Genomic DNA, 23,147 nt, shown 5'->3' with positions numbered 1-23,147 from the left:
CTGGCGCCAAAGCTCAGGGCCTGTTGACGATCTCTCAGTGCAGGTGGCGCGGGCGGCGCCCGCCGCCGTGGCCGCCACCGCCCGGGCCGGAGCCGCCGCGCGGCGGGCGGCCCAGCTCCAGCGAGCTGACCAGCGCATCGAAGCGCCCGGTGAACAGGCGGTCGATTTCCTGCACGACGCCGGTGAGCTCGCTGGCCTCGAAGTGCCGCTCCATCAGCGCCACCACGTCCTGCACCAGCAGATCGCGCTGGATTTGCATGATGGCCGAGGGCGTGGGGCCGACGAACAGCAGGAAGAAGTCGTCGCGCGCTTCATCTTCATGGGCGGGGCCGTCTTCTTCTTCGGCCTCGTCGAAGGCGCGATCGTAGAAGGTCACTTCGATCACGCAGCCGCGGTCGGCCAAGTCGTTGAGGTTCATGCAGACCTCGTCGATGACTTGGCGGAAGTCCTCGTCGCCGCGCACCGTCCAGCACATCTGCAGCGCGTGCTCGCGGGCGATGAATTCAATGCCCGGCTCTTCTTCGTAGTAGCCCACAGCCGCGGCCGCCAGCGAGCGCGCGCCGGCATAGCGCCACATGGGCTTGAGGGCTTCCTCGATGGCGGCAAAGCCCACATCGGGGCGCACGAAGACTTGTCCATGCACGTGGATTTCAAATGGGTAGTCGTTATCGTTGGTCATAGCAGGCCTTCGGTTCAAGTGCGCGGCAGCAGGCCCAGGCCCGCTGCGCCGCAGGGCTGACACTATAACGCGCCGGGCAAGGCCGCGGTGCAGGGCGGGCCGTTTCGGCGCTGACTGGGCTTACTGCGGCGGCCGGCCCCACTGCGCAATCGCGTCGATGGCCAGGCCGTAGCCGGCCACGCCCAGGCCGCACATCACGGCCTTGGCCGCGCTGGCGATGCAGGAGTGGTGGCGAAAGGGCTCGCGCGCGTGGACGTTGCTGATGTGCAGCTCAATGAGCGGCACGCCCGTGCCCTTGATGGCGTCGTGCAGCGCGATGCTGGTGTGGGTGTAGGCCCCGGCGTTGAGCACCACGCCGGCCAGCAAGCCTTGCTGGTGCAGGCGCCCGGCCTCGTGGATCCAGTCGATCAGCGCGCCTTCATGGTTGCTCTGGTGGCAGCGCGCCTGCAGGCCGTGCTGCGCGGCGCGCTGCTGGCACAGCGCCTCCACGTCGGCCAGCGTTTGCTGGCCATAGATCTGGGGCTCGCGCGTGCCCAGCAGGTTCAGGTTCGGGCCGTTGAGGATGAAGACGGTGCGGCGGGGTGCGGCGGTGTCGGTCATGGCGGGCAGTCGCTCAGGAATTCAAATCAAGGCTTGGGGATGGATGCCGGGCCGGGGCAGCGCGCGCCCTGCCAAGCAGCAGGCTTTGAACAGGCTCTTAGAGCGTGTTCTGCTCGAACGTTGACAAATCCAAGACCTGGCCGCTGACTGGCATCGCCATCTCGCAAGTCGCTCTCGTCATGCCCGCGAAGGCGGGCATCCAGCGCCATCCTTGCACACGAGAGGGGATTGGCGCATGGCGGCGGCGCCCCGTCAGCGTCGCAACTGGACACCCGCCTTCGCGGGTGTGACGAGTACGAGAGAAGGCGGCGCTTGCAGGAAATGTCTTCATCAGAATCAAAACTGCTCTAGAGCCGGCGCAGCCGGGCAATCAGGCTGGAAGTGTCCCAGCGCCCGCCGCCCAGGGCCTGCACGTCGGAATAAAACTGGTCCACCAGCGCCGTCACCGGCAGATGGGCGCCATTGCGGCGGCCTTCGGCCAGCACCAGCCCCAGGTCCTTGCGCATCCAGTCCACGGCAAAGCCGAAGTCGAACTGGCCCTGGGCCATGGTCACGGCGCGGTTTTCCATCTGCCAGCTTTGCGCTGCGCCCTTGCTGATGACGTCGATGACCTTGGGGATGTCCAGCCCGGCCTGCTGGCCAAAGGCCACGGCTTCGGCCAGGCCCTGCACCAGGCCGGCGATGGCGATCTGGTTGACCATCTTGGTCAGCTGCCCGGCGCCGGCCGGGCCCATGAGCGTGAAGGCGCGCGAGAACGCCGCCGCCACGGGCGCAACGGCATCGAAGACGGGCTGCTGGCCACCGCACATGACGGTGAGCTGGCCGTTTTGCGCCCCGGCCTGGCCGCCGGAGACGGGCGCATCAAGAAAGTGCAGCCCGCGCTGCTGCGCCAGCTGCGCCAGCTCGCGCGCCACGTCGGCCGAGGCGGTGGTGTGGTCCACGTAGATGGCGCCAGCGGCCATGCCCTCGAAGGCGCCGCCAGGCCCGCTGGTGACGGCGCGCAGGTCGTCGTCGTTGCCCACGCAGCCCAGCACAATGTCGGCGTCCTGCGCCGCCTCGGCCGGCGTGGCCGCGTGGCGCAGCGGCTGCGCCAGACCCAGGGCGGAGAACTCCTGCAGCCATTGCTCGGCCTTGCTGGCCGTGCGGTTGTAGACCGTCACTGCATGGCCGGCCGCGGCCAGGTGCCCGGCCATGGGGTAGCCCATGACGCCCAGGCCGATAAAGGCCAGGCGCTTGGGCGGGGTGGGGTCATAGGTTCTGGGGCGGATCGATGCGCTCATGAGGGGAGTCAAAATCTTGCAGGTCAAAGAAAAAAGGCCGCAGCGTGCGGCCATGGCGGCGCATATGCGCGATCACACCACGGAGAGGTGCTCGGTGCCGGCGGCCAAGTCCTTGGTGCGCGCGCGCGTGCTGTGCAGCTTGATCTGCAGGCGCAGGTCGTTGAGCGAGTCGGCATTGCGCAGCGCATCCTCGTAGCTGATGACGTTGGCCTCGAACAGGTCGAACAGCGCCTGATCGAAGGTCTGCATGCCCTGGTTGCGGCTGAGCTTCATGGCCTCCTTGATCTCGGCGACCTCGCCCTTGAAGATCAGGTCGGCCACGCGCGGGGTGTTGAGCAGCACCTCGATCGCGGCGATGCGCCCCTTGCCATCCTGGCGCGGCACCAGGCGCTGCGACATGATGGCGCGCAGGTTCAGCGACACGTCCATCAGCAGCTGGGCGCGGCGCTCCTCGGGGAAGAAGTTGATGATGCGGTCCATGGCCTGGTTGGAGCTGTTGGCGTGCAGCGTGGCCAGGCACAGGTGGCCGGTTTCGGCAAAGGCGATGGCGTGCTCCATGGTCTCGCGGTCGCGGATCTCACCCATGAGGATCACATCTGGCGCCTGGCGCAGCGAGTTCTTTAGCGCCACTTCCCAGCCGTCGGTGTCCAGGCCGATCTCGCGCTGGGTGATGACGCAGTTCTTGTGCGCGTGCACGAATTCCACCGGGTCCTCGATGGTGACGATGTGGCCGTAGGAGTGCTCGTTGCGCCAGTCCACCATGGCCGCCAGCGAGGTGGACTTGCCCGAGCCGGTGGCGCCCACCAGGATGCACAGGCCGCGCTTGCTCATGGCCACGTCCTTGAGCACCTGCGGCAGGCCCAGGCCGTCGATGGTGGGCACGTTCAGCGGGATGACGCGCAGCACCAGGCCCACGTGGCCTTGCTGCACAAAGGCGTTGACGCGAAAGCGCCCCACGCCCGCGGGCGAGATGGCGAAGTTGGCCTCCTTGGTGCGCTCGAACTCGGCGGCCTGCTTGTCGCTCATGATGGAGCGCGCCAGCGCCAGGGTGTGCGCCGGCGTCAGCGGCTGCGGCGAAACCTTGGAGACCTTGCCATCGACCTTGATGGCCGGCGGGAAGTCGGCGGTGATGAACAAGTCGCTGCCATTGCGGCTGACCATCAGCCGCAGCAGATCGTTGATGAATTTACTGGCCTGATCGCGTTCCATTGTCTTCTCCCTTGATGATCGGGCTGGGCCTGCGCCGCAGGCCGCATGGGCCAGAGGGCCCGTTGTTCTTCATTTGAGCTTGGAGCTCACGGCGCGCAGCCGCACCGACAACTTGCGAGCCAGCAGCAGCACCAGACGGGCCGCCAACTGCGCTTGATTGTGCATCATTTCATCGAGGCCATCGCGCGTGAGCACGGCCAGCTCGCAGGGCGTGAGGCTGACGCAGGAGGAAAAGCGCAGCCCCTGGTCGAGCAGCGACATCTCGCCGATCAGGTCGCCCACGTGGGTCTCGGCCATGCGCACCGGCTGGCCATTGGGGCCTGCGCGCTCCACGGCCATCACGCCATTGAGCTGCACCATCATGTAGTCGCCGTACTCGTCCTGCTGGATGATCTCGCGGTCGGCCGGCAGGCTGTGGTATTCGAAGAAGGTGCCCAGCAGCGCCAGCTCCTGGCGGTTGAACGGCTGGCTGGGGCCCTGGCGCGCCCAGGCCGTCTGCAGCAGGCCGATGCCCCGCTCCTGGCCGATGCGCCGCGCGCCCAGCTCCTGGGCGCGCGCGCTCCAGGGCACGATGACTTGCGCGCTGCCCGCATGGGGCAGGATCAGCGACTGAAACAGCACCGATTCGGATTCGCCCGCCTGCCGCGCCAGTTGCCCAGGCTCGGCCGGCAGCGCAGCGGCGGCGGCGGGCTGGCCGTTGGCCCCGGTGGGCGCCCATGGCGCCAGGCTCTCGCCGCGCTCCCTCTCTTTTTTTCTGCTACCCCACCACACGAACCACTCTCCAGTCCATCAGACGGGGAAGTTTTCCGGCATCTTGGCCTTCAGGCGCGCATCGCGCGCGCTGATGACGTTGCGGCGCACCAGCTCCACCAGGTTCTGGTCCAGCGTCTGCATGCCCTGGTTCTGGCTGGTCTGGATGGTCGAGTACATCTGCGCCACCTTGGCCTCGCGGATCAGGTTGCGGATCGCGGGCGTGCCCAGCATGATCTCGTGCGCGGCCACGCGCGAGTTGCCATCCTTGGTCTTGAGCAGCGTCTGCGAGATCACGGCCTCCAGCGATTCGGACAGCATGGAGCGCACCATCTCCTTTTCCTCGGCGGGGAAAACGTCGATCACGCGGTCAATGGTCTTGGCCGCGCTGGAGGTGTGCAGCGTGCCAAACACCAAGTGGCCGGTCTCGGCGGCGGTCAGGGCCAGGCGGATGGTCTCCAGGTCGCGCAGCTCGCCCACCAGGATGGCGTCCGGGTCTTCACGCAGCGCCGAGCGCAGCGCGGCCGTGAACGAGTGCGTCATCGGCCCGACCTCGCGCTGGTTGATCAGGCACTTCTTGCTCTCGTGCACAAATTCGATCGGATCCTCCACCGTCAGGATGTGGCCGTACTCGCTCTCGTTGAGGTGGTTGATCATGGCCGCCAGCGTGGTGGACTTGCCCGAGCCGGTCGGCCCGGTCACCAAAATCAGCCCGCGCGGCTTGAGCGCCAGGTCGGCAAAGATGCGCGGCGCGTTGAGCTGCTCCAGCGTCAGCACCTTGCTGGGAATGGTGCGGAACACCGCCGCCGCGCCACGGTTCTGGTTGAAGGCGTTGACGCGAAAGCGCGCCAGGCCGTCGATCTCGAACGAGAAGTCCACCTCCAGGAACTCCTCATAAGTCTTGCGCTGGGCATCGCTCATGATGTCGTAGACCATCGAGAACACCGTGCGGTGGTCCAGCGGCTCGACGTTGATGCGCCGCACGTCGCCATTGACGCGAATCATCGGCGGCAGGCCCGCCGAGAGGTGCAAGTCCGATGCCTTGTTCTTGACGCTGAAGGCCAGCAATTGGGTGATGTCCACGTTTACATTTCCTATCAGTCGATACGATTGCAGGCGATTATCACCATTCGCGCCCTGCCTCACAACCGCCAGTCACGGCACGCGCAGCCGCGGCGACACCCAGGCCAGCGCGCGCATTGCCTAGGGCCAAGCCACCGCCTGGGCCCATCCAGCGCCGCGCCGGGCAGCACAGGCGCAATTGATCACGTTGTTTACTCTGTCGCCAATTGCCAACGTTTGCATGGCGGCGCTGCGCACTGCGCAACAAAAAACGGCCCCGCAGGGCCGTTTGGCAGACGCCAAGCGACGGGATCAGTCCGCGTACTGGCCGGCGGCCTTGATCACGGCGCCCCACTTCTCGATTTCCGAAGCGACAAAGGCCTTGTGCTGCTCGGGGTTGGTGCGCTCGTCGGTGGCCACGACCGCGCCCAGATCGCTCTGGCGCTTGATGAACTCGGGGTCCTTGAGCGCTTCCTTCAGCGCGGCGTTGAGCTTGGTCACCACTTCCTTGGGCGTGCCCTTGGGCGCGTACAGACCGTGCCAGATCGTGACGTTGAAGTCCTTCAGGCCAGCCTCGTCCAGCGTCGGCAGCTCCTTGTAGGCCGGGGCCTCCAGGCGCTTGGGCGTGGTCACGGCAAAGGCCTTGACCTTCTTGGCCGAGACGTGCGGCGTGGTGTTGGTGGTCTGGTCGCACAGCAGGTCGATCTGGCCTGCCAGCAGGTCGGCGATGGCCGGCGCGGTGCCGCCATAGGGCACGGTCACCATCTGGATATTGGTGGCGTCCTGGAACATCAGGCCGCACAGGTGCGAGGCCGAGCCCAGACCGGCATTGCCCAGGTTGACGCCATCCTTCTGGCCCTTGACCCAGCTCATCAGCTCGGAGTAGTTGTTGGCCTCCAGCGTCGGGCGGCTGATCAGCGTCATCGGCACGTCATTGATGATGCCCAGATACTCGAAGTCTTCCTTGACGTTGAAGGACAGCTTGCGATAGAGCGAAGGCACGGTGGACATGCTGATGTGCGCCACCAGCAGGGTGTGCCCATCGGGCTTGGCGCGGGCGGCCTTGGCCAGGCCGATGGTGCTGCCGGCGCCGGCGGCGTTGTCGATCACGATCGAGGCATTGCCCAGGTGCTTGCGCAGCGCATCGGCAAAATCGCGCGCCACCTTGTCGGTGGGGCCGCCTGCGGAGAACGGAACGATGATGGTGATCGGCTTGCTGCCAGGATAGTCCTGCGCCTGGGCAGGTTGTGTCAAAGCCATGGCAGCCAGGCTGACGGGAAGCAGAGCCAATGCAGAGAGTCGACGAGCCATCTCACAGTCCTTTGATGGAAACAGGGTCTTGGAAACGGCGCCCAAGCCTCACAGGCAGGGGCGCCGACAGGGAGTGCCGCATTGTAAATTGCATTTATTCACAATTGAGCCAGACCAGGACCCAGGTGTCGCAATCGTTGCACAAGCGTCAAGTTTCCGCAGTGCCGGCTGGAGAAAGCCTGTTCAGGATCGGACTGCTGCCTCTTACAAATGGCCCCAGACCAGCATGGCCTCGCGCGCGCCCACCTGCAGCTGCACCTTGGCGCCCACGGGCAGGCAGACCTTGGTGCGCACGTGGCCGAACGGCAGGCCGGTCAGCACCGGCAGGCCGGTGCGCTCGCGCAGTGCTGCGATGATGCTGCCCAGGTGGTAGCCGCGCTCGCGCGGGGCTGGCGGCGCTTCGGTGAAGTGGCCCAGCAGCAGCGCCTGCTGGCGCGCCAGAATGCCGGCCTGCTCCAGCTGCACCAGCATGCGCTCGACGCGGTAGGGGGCCTCACCCACATCTTCCAGAAACAGGATGCCGCCCTCGATGGCCGGCAGGTGCGGCGTGCCGATCAGCGAGGCCAGCACGGCCAGATTGCCGCCCCACAGCCGGGCCTGCTCGATGTGCAGGCCCTGGTAGGCCGCTGCGCACTCCTTGCCGATGCGCCAGCCCGTGCCCTCGGCAATGCCATGGGCCACGTCCTCGAAGCAGGCCTGGGTGATCTCGTCGGGCGGCTGGGCAGTGCCGAAGTCGGCGCACAGGCTGGCGCCGGCCCAGCTGATGGCGCCGGTGTGCGCCAGCAGCGCCAGCTGCAGCGCCGTGAAGTCGCTAAAGCCCATGAACTGCGTGCCCTGGGCGATGGCGCGCGCCAGCAGCGCGTAATCAATGTGCGGCAGCAGGTGGTTCAGGCCGTAGCCGCCGCGGCTGATCAGGGCCACATCGGCGCCGCTGCGCGCGGCGCGGTGCAGCGCATCCAGGCGCTGGGCGTGCGTGCCGGCAAAGCGGCTCTCGCGCAGCAGCGCGCCCTCATCGAGCGTGAGGGCAAAGCCGGCCTGCTGCAGGCGGCGCACGCCACGGCGCAGCGCGGCGCGGTCGCGCACGGCGCCGCTGGGCGAATACACGTAGACCTGGCGGGCACGCTCGGGCCGCTGCCCATGCCCATCTTGCTGGGCATGGCAGGCGCAGGCTGGCGTGCAGGGGTGGTTGGCTGGGGGCATGGCTGTGCAAGCGGGTGATCAGGCGCTCGGCCAGGGCTGAGCGTAGGCGCTCACCTGCGGGCGCGGCGGCGTGCTGGGCGTGTGCGGCGGCGTGCCCAGGTTCAGCAGGCCGAGGATGCGATCGCCCGGCTCAAAACCCATGACGCGCTTGAGCAGCTCGGGCAGCACCCCCGGCGCGGTGGACCAAAAGCCATGAAAGCCCAGGAAATGCGCGGCATTGAGCATGTTCATCACCGCCGCGCCGCAGGCCAGGGTTTGCTCGAAATCGGGCGCCTTGGGGTGCGGCACCTGCCGCTCGGCCAGCACGATGACCACGGGCGCCGTGGTGAGCTTGGCGGTGAACTTGCCGTGCATGTCCTGCGCCTGCGGCGTTTGCGCCTCGGGGCAGGCCAGCACCTGCTGCAGCAACTGCTGGCGCTGCGCATCGCGCACGTATTTGAAGCGCCAGGGCATCAGGCCGGCGTGGTCGGGCGCGCACGCGGCCGCGCCGAGGATGCGCTGCAAGGTCTGCTCGTCCGGGCCGGGCTGGGCCAGCGGCCAGGCCGAGCGGCGCTGCAACATGCGCTGCAGCGCGGCGTTGCCAAGCTGCTCGGGGGCACTGGTGGGTGACATGAAAATCCTTTCATTACAAGAATCTGTTCAACATCTCTGCACGGCTGGCAAGAGCGCGGATTGGGGCGGACTGCTTGCGTTGCACACGCCTGGCCATCGCTTCGGCCATGGCGGCGTGATATGCGCAAGGTGGCGCCCGGCTGCCCATTCCCAACCGCTTCTTGCCCGCGCGCACCGGGATTTTGAACAGGCTCCAAGAGGGCCATCGGGTTGGCTGGGGCGGGCTGCGCCGCGATAAATCAAGGCATACTGCCTGCCCTTGCTGCGTCGGCTCGGGCCTGTCCACGGCGCTGGCGCGCAGCGCGGCTGGATGCCTGCCGTCTGCGCCCAACTCGTGAACAGGCCCGAAGAAGCTGCGCGATCATACCGGCCCAAGCCCAAGCCCAAGCCCAAGCCCAAGCCCAAGCCCAAGCCCAAGCCCAAGTGCCAAGCCCAAGTGCCAAGCGCCATGCGGCTGCTGGCCAGTTTCTTCTCAAGGCCCATCATTGCCCGCCATGCCGTTGAACCCGCCCCGCTTGCCCGATTGCCCCCCTGCCCCGCCCTGCGGCCTGTTGGCTCGGGCCAATGCCGCCAGCTGGCCCGATCGCCGGCCCGGTCGCTGGCGCCTGGCGCTGCTGGGCAGTCTGCTGGGCCTCATGGGCCTGCTGGCGGCCTGTAGCAGCAAGCCGCCGCCGGCGCAGTGGCAGGTGCGCTCGCTGGCCTCGGCCGAGCTGGCCCAGGCGGCCTACCTCGATGGCGACGAGCGCGTGGCGCAGCTGGAGTGGCAGCGCGCGCGCCAGCAGGTGGCGCGCACCGGCAGCCCCGAGGCCCTGGCGCTGCTGGTGCTGCGCCAGTGTGCGGTGCAAATGGCCAGCCTGCACTGGCAGCCCTGCGCCGATTTCACGCCGCTGGCGCCCGGCGCATCGGCCCAGGCGCGCGCCTATGCGGCCTATCTGGACGGCCAGGCGCTGGATGCGGCGCAGCGCAGCGCCCTGCCCGCGCCGCAGCAGCGCATTGCCGCGCACCAGCAGATCGACGCGGCCAGCCTGGGCGCGCTGCGGGCCATCGAAGATCCGCTCTCGCGCCTGCTGGCCGCGGCCTTGCTGCAGCGCCGCAGCGCCCAGGCCTCGCCCGAGCTGATGGCGCTGGCCATCGACACCGCCTCGGCCCAGGGCTGGCGCCGGCCGCTGCTGGCCTGGCTGCTGCGCCAGGCGCAGTACGCGCGCGCGCAGGGCTTGGGCGAGCTGCTGGCGCAAACCGAGCTGCGCATTGCCATCGTGCAGCGCCAGGGCGCGCTGGCCAGTCCGTCCAGCCAAGCCCCCGCGCCCCAGCCAGCAACGCCTGCCGGGCGCTGATCGCGCCCCGTCATCCCCCATCGCAACCGCCACGCGCCCGGCGCATGGCCCACGGTGTTTTTCCCATGCAAATCGACATCCAAATCCTCGACCCCCGCCTGCACGAGCAACCGCCCGCCTACGCCACCCCCGGCAGCGCCGGGCTGGACTTGCGCGCCTGCCTGCAAGAGCCCCTGACGCTGGCGCCCGGCTCGCCAGCGGCGCTGGTGCCCACCGGGCTGGCCATGCACCTGCAGGACCCGGGCTATGCCGCGCTGATCCTGCCGCGCTCGGGCCTGGGCCACAAGCAAGGGCTGGTACTGGGCAATCTGGTGGGGCTGATCGACAGCGATTACCAGGGCCAGCTGATGGTCAGCGCCTGGAACCGCGGCCAGCAGCCCATCGAGATCGCCCCGCTGGAGCGCATCGCGCAGCTGGTGATCGTGCCCGTGGTGCAGGCGCAGTTGCGCGTGGTCAAGCAATTTGCCCCCAGCAGCCGCGGCACTGGCGGCTACGGCTCCACGGGCACACGCTGAGCCGGGCTCGCCCCTCAAACCGGCATGGCGGCAAACTCGGCCACGCGCTGCGCGCGGTTGGCCGGGGTGATGGCCCAGCGCTGGCTGTCTTCGTATTCGAACTGCGCGCCCATGCGGCCATCGCTGCCCAAGCGCAGCAGGCAGGCCTGCCAGGGGCTGCCAGTGGGGCTGTCCTGGGCCATGGCCTGGGCCAATTGCTCAAGAAGCTCCAAAGTGTGGCCGCCGCGCGGCGCAACGGCATGGGCCTTGCCTTCAGCATCGAAGGCAAAGCCGCCCATGCCGCCGCAGCCGTCGTATTCGCCGATCAGGATCAGCTTGCTCCACTGCGGCGGCAGTTGGATTTCCTGCAAGGCGCTGCGCAGCACCTGGGTCAGCAAGTCCCCGGCCTGGGGCAGCGGTTTGTCGCAATGGCCCATGTCTCTCTCCTGAGCTGAAGGGTTTGTGCACGATCTGAGCGCGCGTGCCGCATCTTTGCACGACGCTCGCCGGCCTTGGCATTACCCGCCCGGTGGCGGCATGGCGGCAAATTCGGCGATGCGCTGCTCGATGTTGGCGGGCGTGATCTGCCAGCGCTGGGCGTCGTGGTATTCGAAGTCGGCATCGAATGGCCCATCGCTGCCGATGCGCAGCAGGCAGGACAGCCAGAGGCGGCCCGGCTCAGCCGCGCCCGCCACGCCCGCTGCTGCGGCGTCGGCATCGGCCATGGCCTGGGCCAGGCGCTTCATGGCGCGCACGCTCTGGCCGCGCGGCGCAACGGGGTGGGCCTGGCCTGCGGCATCGAAGCAAAAGCCGCTCATGCTGGCAAAGCCCTGGCCGAGCACGCCCACCAGGATGAGCCTGCGCCACTGCGGCGGCAGTGTCACTTCCTGCAAGGCGGCATGGCACAGTTGCCGCAGCAGTTCATCGCGCTCACTCATGTCGCTCTCCTTTCAAGGTTTTGACAGGCTGCGGCTTTCACGCCCCCTCTGCGCACTGGCCAGAGAGGGCATGGGCCTCAGCGCTGCACCTGCGCCTTGTAGGCGCCGTAGCCCTGCTGCTCCATCTGCGCCAGTGGGATGAAGCGCAGGCTGGCGCCGTTGATGCAGTAGCGCAGGCCGCCCTTGTCGCGCGGGCCGTCGGGGAAGACGTGGCCCAGGTGCGAGTCGGCCGTGCGGCTGCGCACTTCGACGCGGCGCATGTTGTAGCTCAGGTCTTCGTGCTCGGTGACGGCGGCCTGCTCGATGGGGCGGGTGAAGCTGGGCCAGCCGCAGCCGGAGTCGAATTTGTCGGCCGAGCTGAACAGCGGCTCGCCGCTGACCACGTCCACATAGATGCCGGGCTCGAACAGGTGGTCGTAGGCGTGGCTGAAGGCGCGCTCGGTGCCGCTTTGCTGGGTGATGCGGTACTGCTCGGGCGTGAGCTGCTGGCGCAGCGCCGCGTCGTCGGGCTTGCGCCAGGCTTGCGCGTCAAAGCCCGCGCCCTGGCTGCTGCCCTGGCTGGCCTGGGCCTGTTGGCCCTGCGCGCGTTGCTGGCGGCCCTGCAGCGGCTCATCGGCCTTGCGGATGTCGATGTGGCAATAGCCGCCCGGGTTCTTCAGCAGGTAGTCCTGGTGGTACTCCTCGGCCGGGTGGAACTGGCGCAGCGGCAGGTTTTCCACCACCAGCGGCTGGCCGTATTTGCGCTGCTCGGCGGCCAGCGCGGCGGCAATGAGCGGTTGCTCGGCGGCGTCGGTGTAGTAGATGCCGGTGCGGTACTGCGTGCCGCGGTCGTTGCCCTGCCGGTTCAGGCTGGTGGGGTCGATGACGCGAAAGTAGTACTCCAGGATGTCTTCCAGGCTCAGGCGATCTGCGTCGTAGTCCACGCGCACGGTCTCGGCATGGCCGGTGCCGCGGTGGATCACGTCCTCATAGCTGGGCTTGTCGGTCTTGCCGTTGGCGTAGCCGGAGACGGCATCGACGACGCCGGGCACGCGCTGGAAGTAGGCCTCCAGGCCCCAGAAGCAGCCGCCGGCCAGGTAGATGGTTTTGCGATTCATGGTGTGCGCCTCCTGTGGTGCGGGGGATGGGGTGGGGCTGGCTGCCGCAGTGGCATCCAGCGGGGCCTGGGCATTGGCCAGCAGGGCCTGCAGTTGCGCCGCGTTCAGGCTGCCGCGCACGCTGCGCAGCAGCTGGCCGTCGGCATCGAACAAGGCCCAGGAAGGATAGACGCGGATGCCCAGCGCCTGGGTGATGCTGCCGCCGTGGTCCAGCAGCACGGGCAGCTGCGGGTATTCGAGCCGCGAGTACCAGCGCTCAAAGGCGCCGCTGGCCTTCTCGCCCAGGTGGCCGGGCGAGGCCAGGCTGACCAGGTTGACCTTGCCCAGCTGCCCGTCGCGCACCCAGTCGTTGGTCTGCTGCAATTCCGACAGGCACAGCGGGCACCAGCTGGCCCAGAACTTGACCAGCGTGGGCCGGCCCGGCTGCAGGTGCGCGCTGGCGGGCTGGCCGCGCACGTCCTGCAGCGCGCTCAGCGTCGCCCAGGCCGGCACGGGTGCGGGTGCGGGCTTGTCGGCGCGCGCCAGCGGCAACAGCAGCAGCACGGCGGCGGCGATGGCTGCGGCCAGAAGGCACAGCGCCAGCCAGCCGCGCTGGCGCATTGCGTGTGATGGCATGGTTTCTCTCCTTTGCAGTCGATGGACACTGCCATAGTCGCGCCAGCGGCCCAAAACCTGACAGCCTTGTGCGCGCTGATGCGCCCAGCGCCCAGTCAAGCCCCCAGTCAAGCGCCCAGCCCGCCAGCGCCGCTCAACGCGCGGCGGGCTGCGCAGTCGTCGGGCGCGGCTGGCTGCGGCGCTGCTGCACCTGCTGGCTGTAGCGGATGATTTCCTTGGCCAGGCTCTCGCGTCCGACGCGGCGCGCAAAGTCCACCGCCGTCATGCCCAGCTGGTTTTTCATCAGCGGGTCGGCCCCTTCCTGCATCAGCAGCCGCGCCACGGCATCGGTGCCGTATTGGGCGGCCATCATCAGCGGCGTGGTGCCATTGGGCGATTGCGCGTCGATGTAGGCGTGCTGCGCCAGCAGCAGCTCGGTGATGGCCAGCTGGTGCTCCTCGGAGGTGCCCGAGGCGGCGTAGTGCAGCGGCGTCCACTGCGGCTTGTTGACGTGCGCGCCCTGGCGCACCAGGCGCGTGACGGCGTCGAGGTTGCCCCGGATGGCGGCCATCATCAGCGGGCTTTCGTCGCGCGCGTTGCGGTATTCGACGTTGGTGCTGCGCGAGGCCATCAGCGCGTTGAAGACGTTCAGGCTCTCGAGCTGCAGCGCCAGCGTCATCGGCGTCTGGCCGCTGGCCGCATCGCGCACATTGGGGTTGGCGCCCTCGGCCAGCAGGCGCTGCATGGCCGAGCCGTTGTCGCGCTTGACGGCGGTGAACAGGCGCTCGACGCCGGGCTCATTCTGGCGCGCGGCCTGCGCGGCCTTCGCGCCCGGCTGTTGGGGCTGTTGCGCCCAAGTGGCTTCTGGCGCGGCCAGCAGGCCCAGCGCCAGTGTGGCGGCCACGCCAGCCAGGGCCAGGGCCGGCGTGCGGCGTTGAAGGCCAGGGGTTTGCAGGGCTTGCTTCATGCGGCAGTCACTCCATGGAAAAGGCTGTGGAAATTCTCGCTGCTGGCCTGGCCGACCTGCTCGGCGCTGATGCCGCGCAGCGTGGCAATGCACTGCGCCACGTGCGGCACGTAGGCCGGGCTGTTGGTCTTGCCGCGGTGCGGCACCGGGGCCAGATACGGGCTGTCGGTCTCGATCAGCAGGCGATCGAGCGGCACGTAGCGCGCCACCTCCTGCACCTGCCTGGCGTTCTTGAAGGTGACGATGCCGGCAAAGGAGATGTAGTAGCCCAGCTCCAGCACCTGGCGCGCAACTGGCACGTCCTCGACGAAGCAGTGAAACACGCCGCCGGCCTGGTTGCCGCGGCCATCCTCGCCCTCCTCGCGCAGGATCTGCAGCGTGGCCAGCGCCGAGTCGCGCGTGTGGATCACCAGCGGCTTGCGCAGCGCGCGCGCGGCGCGAATGTGCACGCGAAAGCGCTCACGCTGCCAGTGCATGTCGGCAATGCTGCGCCCGCCCTTGCGCCCGGGCATGTCGTAATAGTCCAGGCCGGTCTCGCCAATGCCCACGACCTTCTCGCGCGCGCCCAGCGCCAGCAGCGTGTCCAGATCGGGCTCGGCCACGCCTTCGTTGTCCGGGTGCACGCCCACCGTGCACCAGATGTTGGGGTGCTGCAGCGCCAGCGCGTGCACGCGCTCGAATTCCTCCAGCGTGGTGCAGATGCACAGCGCCTTGTCCACCTGCGCGGCCTGCATGGCCTCGCGGATGGCAGGCAGCTGCGGGTACAGCTCGGGGAAGCTCAAATGGCAGTGCGAATCGATGTACATGAAACAGAAATGGAAATACTGCCCGCGCCAGGGCAGCCAGACCGGTGGATCAAGATGCAGCCGCTGCTTTGAACGCCAGGCAACGGAAAACCGGCCCATGCGGGCCGGTGCTGCGCCGGGGCGGCCAGGGTGGCAAGCGATCTCAAAACCTGTTCACACCGTGTGCGTGGGGCGGCCGGAGTTCAGCGCCGAGCCCAGGCGGTTTTCGATCTTGGTGCGCAGCTCGGCCGATTTTTCATCGGCCGGAAAGCGCACGCCCACGCCCTGCGTGCGCCCGCCCGAGGCCCCGGCCGGGGTGATCCAGGCCACGGTGCCGGCGATGGCGTACTTCTTCGGGTCGTCGGGCAGCGTCAGCATGACGAAGATGCTGTCGCCCATCTGGTACTCGCGCTGCGTGGGCACGAAGATGCCGCCTTCCTTGAACAAGGGGATGTAGGAGGCATACAGCGCCGCCTTTTCCTTGATGTTGAGCTGGATCACGCTGGGACGCGCGGCCTTGCTGGTGTCGTCGGCTGTGGCATTCATGGTGAAAAGGCGTGGTTCGATGGGCCAGGGGCTGCCGCGGCAGCGGGCGCGCCGCGGCATCAGGCGCGTAAGTTTAGGGCACTGCGCGCCTGCTCCACAAGCGCGGCCAGCATCAGCTCTTGCGCGTAGGGGTGTTCGCTGGTGCGGGCGGCCTGCAGCAGCTCGGCCGACCAGCGCCCCAGGCGCTCGAAAGCGCGCTGGCGCTGCGCCGCGGCAGCGCCCGCTTGCACCGCCTCGGCCTGCGGCCCGGCCACGGCCCAGCCTGGCAGGCAGGCGGCCAGGGCCGCGCGGCTGAAGTAGCGCGGCGCGGCGCCGGCCACCAGGGCCATGGCGTCGTGGCAGATTTGCTGCAGCACGGCAATGGCCTGGCTGGGCGTGGTCTCGGCCAGCCAGCCGGGCCGCCCCTGGGCCAATTGCCCGGGCAGGGCCAGCCACTGCTGGGCATCAAAGCCCGCCTGCAGCAGGGCCCAGGCATCCTGCGGGCGGCCACCGGCCGCGGCCAGCGCGGCCTCGATCTGCGGCGCGGCCGCGCCCGAAGCGGCCAGCCATTGCTGCACCTGCTCGGCATCGGGCCATTGCATTTTCCAGGCGTGGCAGCGGCTGCGGATGGTGGGCAGCAGCCGGTGCGCGGCCTGGCTGGCGAGCACGAAGCGGGTATTGCCCGGCGGCTCCTCCAGGGTTTTGAGCAGCGCATTGGCCGTCACCAGATTCATGTTTTCCGCCGGGTAGACCAGCACCACCTTGCCGCGGCCGCGCGCATCGGTGCGCTGGCTGAAGGTGATCATCTGGCGCATGGCCTCGACGCGGATCTCCCGGCTGGGCTTGCGCTTGGCATCGCCCTCGGTCTCGGGCGCGGCGGCCCAGCCCCATTGCAGCTGCAGCGCCTCGGGCAGCAGCACCAGCAAATCCGGGTGGGTGTGCACGGCCATGGCGTGGCAGCTTTCACACTGGCCGCAGGCCGGCTGCAGCGGCGCGCCATCTGCGGCAGGCTGGGCTTCGCACAGCACGGCCTGGGCCCAGGCCAGGCCCAGCTCGAACTGCCCCAGGCCCGATGGGCCTTCGAGCAGCAGCGCATGGCCGCTTTGGCGCAGCAGCGCCTGCAGCTGCGGCTGCAGCCAGGGCATGGGCGGCGCGACAGCCGGGGTGGGCGCTGCTGCGGTGGCGGTGGGACGTTTGGCCATGATTGCTTGCCTGGGGTGTGTCCGGATCTGCGTCGGTAGCGCGCGCTGGCCTCAGGCCTGCGGGGTCGGCGCCAGCAGACCGCGCGCGCGCAGCGCCGCCAGCACCTCGGCCTGCACCTGGGCCAGTGGCGCATCGGCATGGATGCGCACGAAGCGCGCCGGCTGCTGGGCGGCGCAGCGCGCATAGCCCTGCGCCACGCGCTCGAAGAATGCCTGGGCCTCCTGCTCGAAGCGGTCGGGCGTGCGCGCCTGGCGCAGGCGCTGCGCGGCCACGGCCGGCGGCAGGTCAAACCACAGCGTGCAGTCCGGCTGCAGCAGGCCGCTGTCGCCGCCCGAGCCGGCATCGGCATCGGCGGCACCCGCATCGGCCTGCTGGCCGGGGGCGGCAGCCGGGGGCGGCGGCAGCGCGTGGCCGCCCTGCACCCAGGCCTGCAGCTGCTCGATCCAGGCCCAGGGCTGGCTGCGCCCGCCGCCCTGGTAGGCGAAGGTGGCATCGGTGAAGCGATCGCACAGCACGGTCGTGCCCTGGCGCAGCGCCGGCGCGATGACCTGCAGCAGGTGCTCGCGCCGGGCGGCAAAGGCCAGCAGGGTTTCGCTCAGCGCATCCATGCGCTCGTGCAGCAGCAGCTCGCGCAGCCGCTCGCCCAGCGGCGTGCCGCCGGGCTCACGCGTGCACAGCACGCTTTGGCCCTGGGCGCGCAAGGCCTGGGCCATGGCCTCCAGATGGGCGGACTTGCCTGCGCCATCGATGCCCTCGACGCTGATGAACCAGCCGCGCCGCGCGGGCAGTGACGCGGGCAGCGGCGCAGGCGATGGGGGTTGCGGCTGTGGCGGCATGCTGGCCTGGCTCATGGCTTGCCCCGGATGTAGCGGTCCACCGCGCGGTTGTGTTGCTGCAGGGTATCGCTGAATTCGCTGGAGCCATCGCCGCGCGCCACGAAGTACAGCGCGCTGGTTTTCTCCGGCTGCACCGCTGCCAGCAACGATTGCTTGCCGGGCATGGCAATGGGCGTGGGCGGCAGGCCGGCGCGGGTGTAGGTGTTCCAGGGCGTGTCAGCCTCCAGGTGGCGGCGGCGCAGGCGGCCGTCGTAGGCGTCGCCCAGGCCGTAGATCACGCTCGGGTCGGTCTGCAGCAGCATGCCTTTGTTGAGCCGGTTGATGAACACCCCGGCAATGCGGCCCCGGTCGCTGTGCTGGCCGGTTTCCTTCTCGACGATGCTGGCCAGGATCAGCGCCTCATCGGGCTTTTTCAGTGGCAGATTGCGGTCACGCTGCTGCCAGGCGGCCTCCAGCATGCGGTCCATGGCCTGCAGCGATTGTTCGAGCACGGCCAGATCGCTGCTGCCCTTGGCAAAGAAATAGGTGTCGGGGAAAAAGCGCCCCTCGGGGTGCACCCCTTCGCGACCGAGCTGGGCCATGATTTGCGCATCGCTCAGCCCCGCCGTCTGGTGCTGCAGCGGCTGCTGGGCCAGCAGCTGGCGCATTTGCTTGAAGGTCCAGCCCTCGACGAAGGTGATGGATTGCAGGGTCTGCTCACCGCGCACCAGGCGCCGCAGCACCTGCCGGGGCGTGACGCCGCTGTCGAATTCGTAATAGCCGGCCTTGATGCGCCGGCCCTGGCCGCTGGCGCGCAGCCCCCAGTACAGCAGCGCGGGCGGCAACTGGAACACCTTGGCATCGACCAGCGCCTGCGCCACGCCGCGCGGCGTGGCGCCGCGCGCAATCGTCAGCTCGGCCGGGGCGGGCTCGATGTGCAGCGGCTGATCGTGCCACCACAGGCCATAGGCCAGCGCCGCGCCCAGCAAAGCCAGCACCAGCAACAGGAACAAAAACAACTTGCGCAGCAAGGGAGGGCTTCCTTCTGTTAAAAACCGGGCCGCGCCGTGCGCAGCGCCAGGGCCGCAAAAGCCGCGCACGATAGCACGAAACCCCGCGCCATCCGCACCGGCCCGCTGGCCCCTGCCGGGCCCGCCCCCTTCCCGTCATACAGCCCCAATCGACCCCATGTCCGCCCTTGCCGCCCCTGCCCAGCCCAATGCCACTGCCGCCATCTGCCCCATCACCGAGCTGGGCGTGTTGCACTGCAGCGGCGACGATGCGTTGCAATTCTTGCAAAGCCAGCTGAGCAACGACTTCGCCCTGCTGGGCCACGACAGCGCGCGCCTGGCGGCCTATCTGAGCGCCAAGGGGCGCATGCAGGCCAGCTTCATCGGCGTGCGCCTGGGCCCCACGGACGTGCTGCTGCTGGTGCACCGCAGCGTGCTGGCGGCCGTGCAAAAACGCCTGTCCATGTTCATCCTGCGCGCCAAAGTGCGCCTGAGCGACGCCAGCGCGCAATGGCAGCTGCACGGGCTGCTGGGCCAGGCCGCCATCGAGCAGGCCATCTCGGCCACCCTGGCCGCTGACGCTGGCGACGCCGCTGGCCATACCCCTGAGCCAGCCCCGCTGGCCCCCTGGCAAGCCGTGGCCAACGCCGCCGCGCGCAGCGGCGCAGCGGCCGATGCCGCACCGGCCTGGGTCATCGGCCTGTACCCGGCCGCCGGCCAGCCCCGGGCGCTGCACATCGCCCCCAGCGGCAGCGCCGCCAGCCTGCCCGCCACACGGGCGCAGCAGCAGGCCTGCGCCGCCTGGGCGTATTCAGAAGTGCTGGCCGGCGTGGCCACCATCAGCGCCCCCGTGGTCGAGCTGTTCGTGCCGCAAATGCTCAACTACGAATCGGTGGGCGGCGTCAGCTTCAAGAAAGGCTGCTACCCCGGCCAGGAAGTGGTGGCGCGCAGCCAGTTCCGCGGTGCCATCAAGCGCCGCGCCTTCCTGGCCAACGGCCAGGCCGCAGAGCTGCCCGAGCCCGGCACGGAAATCTTCTCCGCCAGCGACCCCGACCAGCCTTGCGGCGTCGTCGTGCAATCGGCCTGGCACAGCCAGACAGAAGCCAGCGGCAGCGGCCCGCGCCCCTTCGCCGCCATCGTCTCGCTGAAAACGGACTGCGCCAGCCAGCCACTGCAACTGGCCGCCCCCGGCAGCAGCGCCACGCCGCTGCAGATCCAGCCCGCGCCCTATCCGATCCTGGACGATGTGTGAGGCAGACACACAAGACACAAGCCAGGACGCCGCCGCGCCCAGGCGGCTGTTGAAGTCGGCTCAGCCGTTCAGCGCCGCCCGGCGCGGCTGAACAGCCAGATGCCGGCCACGACCAGCACCGTGCCGGCGGCCAGCCATGGGGTGAAGGGCTCGCCCAGCAGCCAGACGCCCATGGCGATGGTGGACAGCGGGCCGATCATGCCGATCTGCGCCGTCAAGCTGGCGCCGATGCGCTCCATGGCCATCATCACCATCAGCACGGGCGCCACGGTGCAGGCCGTGGCGTTGAGCAGGCTCAGCCACAGCACCGGCGTGGCCACCTGCTGCGCGGCGCTCAATGGGCGGGTCAGCAGAAATTGCGCAATGCAGCACAGGCAGGCAAAGCTGGTGGCCAGCCCGACCAGGCGCAAGGCCCCCAGGCGCTGCACGTATTCGCCGCTGAAAAACAGGTACAGGGCATAGCTGACGGTGCCGCCAAAGACCAGGGCCGTCCCCAGGGCGGTGTCTGCCGTGCCTGGCAGTTGCATCTCTCGCCCGAAGACCAGCAGCGCGCCGCTGTAGCTCACAAGCACGGCCAGCCAGTGGCGGCGGCTCAGGCGCGCGCCGCGCAGCGCCCAGCCCAGCAGCATGACCAAGGTGGGTGTTAGGTAGAGGATGAGCCGCTCCAACCCGGCGCTGATGTATTGCAGGCCCATGAAGTCCAGCAGGCTGGCCAGGTAGTAGCCCGAGATGCCCAGGCCCATGACGGCCAGCATGTCGCGCCGCGTCAGCGGCGGCTTGCCGCGCCCGCCCCACCAGGCCATGGCGACGAAGAGGGGCAGCGCAAACAGCATGCGGTACATGATGAGCGTGACCGCATCGACGCCATGCCGGTAGGCCAGTTTGACGATGATGGCCTTGCCGCTGAAGGCCACGGCCCCCAGCGCCGCCAGCAGCAAGCCCGAGGCCATGGGCGGCGCAGGGCTGGGAGCTGCCGGGGCGGCAACGGCGGGGGATGATGCGGTCGGCATGGTGGGCAAATGCGAGGGAAGGTCTGCCCCGCGCACTTTTCGAAGCGCTTGGATGCAGGTGCGGGCGCGCATTATTCCAGCGCCTGACAGCCACTTGCAGCAACGCGCGCAAAACAAAACCCGGCCATGGGCCGGGTTGGGTGGAAATGGCGCCTGCCCAGCACTCTTGCACAAGGAGCGCAAGGGTGTGGGCCAGGGCGCCTGACAGGCCGGCCGATCGCGGGCGGCCGGTCTCTCGTCAGTGGCGCATCAGAAGCCGCCCATGCCGCCCATGTCGGGCATAGCAGGCGCTGCCGGCGCGTCTTCCTTCGGGGCTTCGGCGATCACGGCCTCGGTCGTCAGCAGCAGCGAGGCCACGGAAGCGGCGTTTTGCAGCGCGGTGCGGGTGACCTTGGTGGGGTCCAGAATGCCCAGCTCCAGCATGTCGCCATAGCTGTCGTTGGCGGCGTTGAAGCCGAAGTTGCCCTGGCCTTCGAGCACCTTGTTGACCACCACGGAGGGCTCGCCACCGGCGTTGGCGACGATTTCACGCAGCGGCGCCTCGATGGCCTTGAGGATCAGGCGGATGCCCGCTTCCTGCTCGGCGTTGTCGCCCTTGAGCTTGCCTTCCACGGCCGCCTTGGCGCGCAGCAGGGCCACGCCACCGCCAGCGACGATGCCTTCTTCCACGGCAGCGCGGGTGGCGTGCAGAGCGTCTTCCACGCGGGCCTTCTTCTCCTTCATTTCCACTTCGGTGGCTGCACCGACCTTGATCACGGCCACGCCGCCAGCGAGCTTGGCCACGCGCTCTTGCAACTTCTCACGGTCGTAGTCAGAGGTGGCTTCCTCGATCTGCACGCGGATTTGCTTGACGCGCGCCTCGATGTCGTCGGCCTTGCCTTCGCCGTCGATGATGGTGGTGTTTTCCTTGCCCACTTCGATGCGCTTGGCCTGGCCCAGGTCGGCCAGGGTCACCTTCTCCAGGCTCAGGCCCACTTCCTCGGCGATGACCTTGCCGCCCGTCAGGATGGCGATGTCTTCCAGGATGGCCTTGCGGCGGTCACCAAAGCCAGGGGCCTTGACGGCCACCACTTTCAGGATACCGCGGATGGTGTTGACCACCAGCGTGGCCAGGGCTTCGCCTTCAACGTCCTCGGCAATGATCAGCAGCGGGCGGCTGGCCTTGGCAACAGCCTCCAGCGTGGGCAGCAGGTCGCGGATGTTGCTGATCTTCTTGTCGAACAGCAGCACGAAGGGGTTGTCCAGCACCGCCACTTGCTTGTCGGGGTTGTTGATGAAGTAGGGGCTGAGGTAGCCGCGGTCGAACTGCATGCCTTCGACAACGTCCAGCTCGTTGTTCAGGCTCTTGCCTTCTTCCACGGTGATCACGCCTTCCTTGCCGACCTTGTCCATGGCCTCGGCGATGATCTTGCCCACGTCCTCATCGCTGTTGGCGGAGATGGAGCCGACCTGGGCGATTTCCTTGGAAGTGGTGATGGTCTTGGACTGCGACTTCAGCTGCTCGACCAGCTCGGCCACGGCCTTGTCGATGCCGCGCTTGACTTCGATCGGGCTGTGGCCGGCGGCCACGTACTTCAGGCCTTCGCGCACGATGGACTGGGCCAGCACGGTGGCGGTGGTGGTGCCGTCACCGGCGATGTCGTTGGTCTTGGAAGCCACTTCCTTGACCAGCTGGGCGCCGATGTTCTGCAGCTTGTCCTTGAGCTCGATTTCCTTGGCCACGGACACACCGTCCTTGGTCACGGTGGGGGCGCCGAAGGAGCGCTCCAGCACCACGTTGCGGCCCTTGGGGCCCAGCGTGACCTTGACGGCGTTGGCCAGGATGTTGACACCTTCGACGATGCGAGTGCGTGCATCGGTGCCGAAAACTACGTCTTTTGCTGCCATTTTGAAAAATCTCCAATGGATATGAGCGCAGGCCGCACAACAGGGGCGATGCCCGGCTCAACAGAAATGAATGGGGATGGGGCGCGTGCAGGCCGCCCGATTACTGGATTACTTCTCGACGACGGCGAAGATGTCGTCTTCCTTGAGCACCAGCACTTCCTGGCCATCGACCTTGACGGACTGGCCGCTGTACTTGCCAAACAGCACGCGGTCGCCGACCTTCACGTCCATGGACAGGCGGTCGCCGTCGTCATCGCGCTTGCCGGGGCCCACGGCCAGCACTTCACCCTGGTCGGGCTTCTCGGCGGCGTTGTCGGGGATGACGATGCCCGAGGCGGTGGTGGTTTCGTTTTCCAGACGCTTGACGATCACGCGATCGTGCAAAGGACGCAGAGCCATGTGTTCTCTCCTGAGAATTGCAAAAAAATTGAACGGCGGGGCTGTGGCTCGACCTGACAGGCGGTGTTCAGACCGCTGCACAACCCCCATTGGCCGGGCGAAGCCAAGCAAAACAAAGCAACTGCTAGCACTCA

The 23,147-nt window shown here is 68.4% G+C and carries 24 protein-coding genes; 3 read left to right on the top strand and 21 right to left on the bottom strand.

What is annotated here, in order from left to right; translation table 11 throughout:
- Positions 1 to 34: 34 nt before the first annotated feature.
- From CK625_RS10350 to CK625_RS10310, 9 genes are all read right to left on the bottom strand, one after another.
- On the bottom strand, positions 35 to 679 hold the full coding sequence (locus CK625_RS10350; RefSeq protein WP_095540237.1) for a DUF6806 family protein: 645 nt from the start codon (positions 677 to 679) through the stop codon (positions 35 to 37).
- A gap of 120 nt (positions 680 to 799) precedes the next feature.
- Complete coding sequence (gene aroQ, locus CK625_RS10345) at positions 800 to 1,279, bottom strand: type II 3-dehydroquinate dehydratase (protein ID WP_095540236.1); 480 nt, start codon at positions 1,277 to 1,279, stop codon at positions 800 to 802.
- Positions 1,280 to 1,626: 347 nt separating this feature from the next.
- A complete protein-coding gene (locus tag CK625_RS10340) occupies positions 1,627 to 2,559 on the bottom strand; it encodes an NAD(P)-dependent oxidoreductase (RefSeq protein WP_095540235.1) in 933 nt (310 codons plus the stop codon).
- A 72-nt stretch (positions 2,560 to 2,631) separates the two neighbouring features.
- A complete protein-coding gene (locus tag CK625_RS10335; protein ID WP_095540234.1) occupies positions 2,632 to 3,768 on the bottom strand; it encodes a PilT/PilU family type 4a pilus ATPase in 1,137 nt (378 codons plus the stop codon).
- Between the two features lie 69 nt (positions 3,769 to 3,837).
- A complete protein-coding gene (locus tag CK625_RS10330; RefSeq protein WP_095540233.1) occupies positions 3,838 to 4,539 on the bottom strand; it encodes a cyclic nucleotide-binding domain-containing protein in 702 nt (233 codons plus the stop codon).
- Positions 4,540 to 4,557: 18 nt separating this feature from the next.
- Entirely contained in the window at positions 4,558 to 5,601 is a 1,044-nt protein-coding gene (locus CK625_RS10325; protein WP_095540232.1) for a type IV pilus twitching motility protein PilT, read from the bottom strand.
- Positions 5,602 to 5,892: 291 nt separating this feature from the next.
- On the bottom strand, positions 5,893 to 6,840 hold the full coding sequence (locus tag CK625_RS10320) for a tripartite tricarboxylate transporter substrate-binding protein (protein WP_238945623.1): 948 nt from the start codon (positions 6,838 to 6,840) through the stop codon (positions 5,893 to 5,895).
- Between the two features lie 255 nt (positions 6,841 to 7,095).
- On the bottom strand, positions 7,096 to 8,091 hold the full coding sequence (locus CK625_RS10315) for an LD-carboxypeptidase (RefSeq protein WP_095540230.1): 996 nt from the start codon (positions 8,089 to 8,091) through the stop codon (positions 7,096 to 7,098).
- Between the two features lie 18 nt (positions 8,092 to 8,109).
- Positions 8,110 to 8,703 (bottom strand): nitroreductase family protein, encoded by a 594-nt coding sequence (locus tag CK625_RS10310; protein ID WP_095540229.1) that lies wholly within the window; start codon positions 8,701 to 8,703, stop codon positions 8,110 to 8,112.
- Between the two features lie 494 nt (positions 8,704 to 9,197).
- Here CK625_RS10310 and CK625_RS10305 point away from each other — a divergent pair, with 494 nt between their 5' ends.
- Both CK625_RS10305 and dut read left to right on the top strand, forming a co-directional pair.
- On the top strand, positions 9,198 to 10,037 hold the full coding sequence (locus tag CK625_RS10305; protein WP_238945622.1) for a hypothetical protein: 840 nt from the start codon (positions 9,198 to 9,200) through the stop codon (positions 10,035 to 10,037).
- Between the two features lie 65 nt (positions 10,038 to 10,102).
- Entirely contained in the window at positions 10,103 to 10,552 is a 450-nt protein-coding gene (gene dut / locus CK625_RS10300; RefSeq protein ID WP_095540228.1) for a dUTP diphosphatase, read from the top strand.
- 14 nt (positions 10,553 to 10,566) lie between these two features.
- Here the strand turns inward: dut and CK625_RS10295 are convergent, their stop codons facing one another.
- The 9 genes from CK625_RS10295 to mltG form a co-directional block, all read right to left on the bottom strand.
- The gene (locus tag CK625_RS10295) at positions 10,567 to 10,968 is read right to left on the bottom strand and encodes a hypothetical protein (protein ID WP_095540227.1); all 402 of its coding nucleotides are present in this window, start codon (positions 10,966 to 10,968) and stop codon (positions 10,567 to 10,569) included.
- Positions 10,969 to 11,049: 81 nt separating this feature from the next.
- Positions 11,050 to 11,469, bottom strand: a complete 420-nt coding sequence (locus tag CK625_RS10290) for a hypothetical protein (protein ID WP_095540226.1) — start codon at positions 11,467 to 11,469, stop codon at positions 11,050 to 11,052.
- Between the two features lie 77 nt (positions 11,470 to 11,546).
- Complete coding sequence (msrAB, locus tag CK625_RS10285) at positions 11,547 to 13,181, bottom strand: bifunctional peptide-methionine (S)-S-oxide reductase MsrA/peptide-methionine (R)-S-oxide reductase MsrB (protein ID WP_238945621.1); 1,635 nt, start codon at positions 13,179 to 13,181, stop codon at positions 11,547 to 11,549.
- 133 nt (positions 13,182 to 13,314) lie between these two features.
- Positions 13,315 to 14,127 (bottom strand): ankyrin repeat domain-containing protein, encoded by an 813-nt coding sequence (locus tag CK625_RS10280; protein ID WP_095540224.1) that lies wholly within the window; start codon positions 14,125 to 14,127, stop codon positions 13,315 to 13,317.
- Positions 14,124 to 14,933: a TatD family hydrolase gene (locus CK625_RS10275; RefSeq protein WP_095540223.1), complete on the bottom strand. Its 810-nt coding sequence runs from the start codon at positions 14,931 to 14,933 to the stop codon at positions 14,124 to 14,126. Before CK625_RS10275 ends, CK625_RS10280 begins: the two co-directional genes overlap by 4 nt.
- A gap of 153 nt (positions 14,934 to 15,086) precedes the next feature.
- On the bottom strand, positions 15,087 to 15,458 hold the full coding sequence (locus CK625_RS10270; protein ID WP_095540222.1) for a PilZ domain-containing protein: 372 nt from the start codon (positions 15,456 to 15,458) through the stop codon (positions 15,087 to 15,089).
- A gap of 59 nt (positions 15,459 to 15,517) precedes the next feature.
- Positions 15,518 to 16,639: a DNA polymerase III subunit delta' gene (gene holB / locus CK625_RS10265; protein ID WP_095540221.1), complete on the bottom strand. Its 1,122-nt coding sequence runs from the start codon at positions 16,637 to 16,639 to the stop codon at positions 15,518 to 15,520.
- Positions 16,640 to 16,690: 51 nt separating this feature from the next.
- On the bottom strand, positions 16,691 to 17,491 hold the full coding sequence (gene tmk, locus CK625_RS10260) for a dTMP kinase (protein ID WP_429001311.1): 801 nt from the start codon (positions 17,489 to 17,491) through the stop codon (positions 16,691 to 16,693).
- On the bottom strand, positions 17,488 to 18,483 hold the full coding sequence (mltG, locus tag CK625_RS10255) for an endolytic transglycosylase MltG (protein WP_172425142.1): 996 nt from the start codon (positions 18,481 to 18,483) through the stop codon (positions 17,488 to 17,490). Before mltG ends, tmk begins: the two co-directional genes overlap by 4 nt.
- A 160-nt stretch (positions 18,484 to 18,643) precedes the next feature.
- Between mltG and CK625_RS10250 the strand changes: the two genes are divergently transcribed.
- On the top strand, positions 18,644 to 19,717 hold the full coding sequence (locus tag CK625_RS10250; protein ID WP_095540220.1) for a YgfZ/GcvT domain-containing protein: 1,074 nt from the start codon (positions 18,644 to 18,646) through the stop codon (positions 19,715 to 19,717).
- A gap of 68 nt (positions 19,718 to 19,785) precedes the next feature.
- Here the strand turns inward: CK625_RS10250 and CK625_RS10245 are convergent, their stop codons facing one another.
- The 3 genes from CK625_RS10245 to groES form a co-directional block, all read right to left on the bottom strand.
- Entirely contained in the window at positions 19,786 to 20,727 is a 942-nt protein-coding gene (locus CK625_RS10245; RefSeq protein WP_095540219.1) for a DMT family transporter, read from the bottom strand.
- A 249-nt stretch (positions 20,728 to 20,976) separates the two neighbouring features.
- Positions 20,977 to 22,614, bottom strand: a complete 1,638-nt coding sequence (gene groL, locus CK625_RS10240; RefSeq protein WP_095540218.1) for a chaperonin GroEL — start codon at positions 22,612 to 22,614, stop codon at positions 20,977 to 20,979.
- Between the two features lie 108 nt (positions 22,615 to 22,722).
- Entirely contained in the window at positions 22,723 to 23,013 is a 291-nt protein-coding gene (gene groES, locus CK625_RS10235; RefSeq protein WP_095540217.1) for a co-chaperone GroES, read from the bottom strand.
- Positions 23,014 to 23,147: the final 134 nt, after the last annotated feature.

The organism is Vandammella animalimorsus (genome assembly GCF_002285265.1).
Classification (GTDB): Bacteria; Pseudomonadota; Gammaproteobacteria; order Burkholderiales; family Burkholderiaceae_C; genus Lampropedia.
This window is presented reverse-complemented; position numbering and strand designations above follow the sequence as displayed.

Bases quoted from the DNA above. Each gene is read 5' to 3' on its own strand.
- CK625_RS10350 (WP_095540237.1), bottom strand. From the start codon at position 679: ATGACCAACGATAACGACTACCCATTTGAAATCCACGTGCATGGACAA.
- aroQ (WP_095540236.1), bottom strand. From the start codon at position 1,279: ATGACCGACACCGCCGCACCCCGCCGCACCGTCTTCATCCTCAACGGC.
- CK625_RS10340 (WP_095540235.1), bottom strand. From the start codon at position 2,559: ATGAGCGCATCGATCCGCCCCAGAACCTATGACCCCACCCCGCCCAAG.
- CK625_RS10335 (WP_095540234.1), bottom strand. From the start codon at position 3,768: ATGGAACGCGATCAGGCCAGTAAATTCATCAACGATCTGCTGCGGCTG.
- CK625_RS10320 (WP_238945623.1), bottom strand. From the start codon at position 6,840: ATGGCTTTGACACAACCTGCCCAGGCGCAGGACTATCCTGGCAGCAAG.
- CK625_RS10315 (WP_095540230.1), bottom strand. From the start codon at position 8,091: ATGCCCCCAGCCAACCACCCCTGCACGCCAGCCTGCGCCTGCCATGCC.
- CK625_RS10310 (WP_095540229.1), bottom strand. From the start codon at position 8,703: ATGTCACCCACCAGTGCCCCCGAGCAGCTTGGCAACGCCGCGCTGCAG.
- CK625_RS10305 (WP_238945622.1), top strand. From the start codon at position 9,198: ATGCCGTTGAACCCGCCCCGCTTGCCCGATTGCCCCCCTGCCCCGCCC.
- dut (WP_095540228.1), top strand. From the start codon at position 10,103: ATGCAAATCGACATCCAAATCCTCGACCCCCGCCTGCACGAGCAACCG.
- CK625_RS10295 (WP_095540227.1), bottom strand. From the start codon at position 10,968: ATGGGCCATTGCGACAAACCGCTGCCCCAGGCCGGGGACTTGCTGACC.
- CK625_RS10290 (WP_095540226.1), bottom strand. From the start codon at position 11,469: ATGAGTGAGCGCGATGAACTGCTGCGGCAACTGTGCCATGCCGCCTTG.
- msrAB (WP_238945621.1), bottom strand. From the start codon at position 13,181: ATGCCATCACACGCAATGCGCCAGCGCGGCTGGCTGGCGCTGTGCCTT.
- CK625_RS10280 (WP_095540224.1), bottom strand. From the start codon at position 14,127: ATGAAGCAAGCCCTGCAAACCCCTGGCCTTCAACGCCGCACGCCGGCC.
- CK625_RS10275 (WP_095540223.1), bottom strand. From the start codon at position 14,933: ATGTACATCGATTCGCACTGCCATTTGAGCTTCCCCGAGCTGTACCCG.
- CK625_RS10270 (WP_095540222.1), bottom strand. From the start codon at position 15,458: ATGAATGCCACAGCCGACGACACCAGCAAGGCCGCGCGTCCCAGCGTG.
- holB (WP_095540221.1), bottom strand. From the start codon at position 16,639: ATGGCCAAACGTCCCACCGCCACCGCAGCAGCGCCCACCCCGGCTGTC.
- tmk (WP_429001311.1), bottom strand. From the start codon at position 17,491: ATGAGCCAGGCCAGCATGCCGCCACAGCCGCAACCCCCATCGCCTGCG.
- CK625_RS10250 (WP_095540220.1), top strand. From the start codon at position 18,644: ATGTCCGCCCTTGCCGCCCCTGCCCAGCCCAATGCCACTGCCGCCATC.
- CK625_RS10245 (WP_095540219.1), bottom strand. From the start codon at position 20,727: ATGCCGACCGCATCATCCCCCGCCGTTGCCGCCCCGGCAGCTCCCAGC.
- groL (WP_095540218.1), bottom strand. From the start codon at position 22,614: ATGGCAGCAAAAGACGTAGTTTTCGGCACCGATGCACGCACTCGCATC.
- groES (WP_095540217.1), bottom strand. From the start codon at position 23,013: ATGGCTCTGCGTCCTTTGCACGATCGCGTGATCGTCAAGCGTCTGGAA.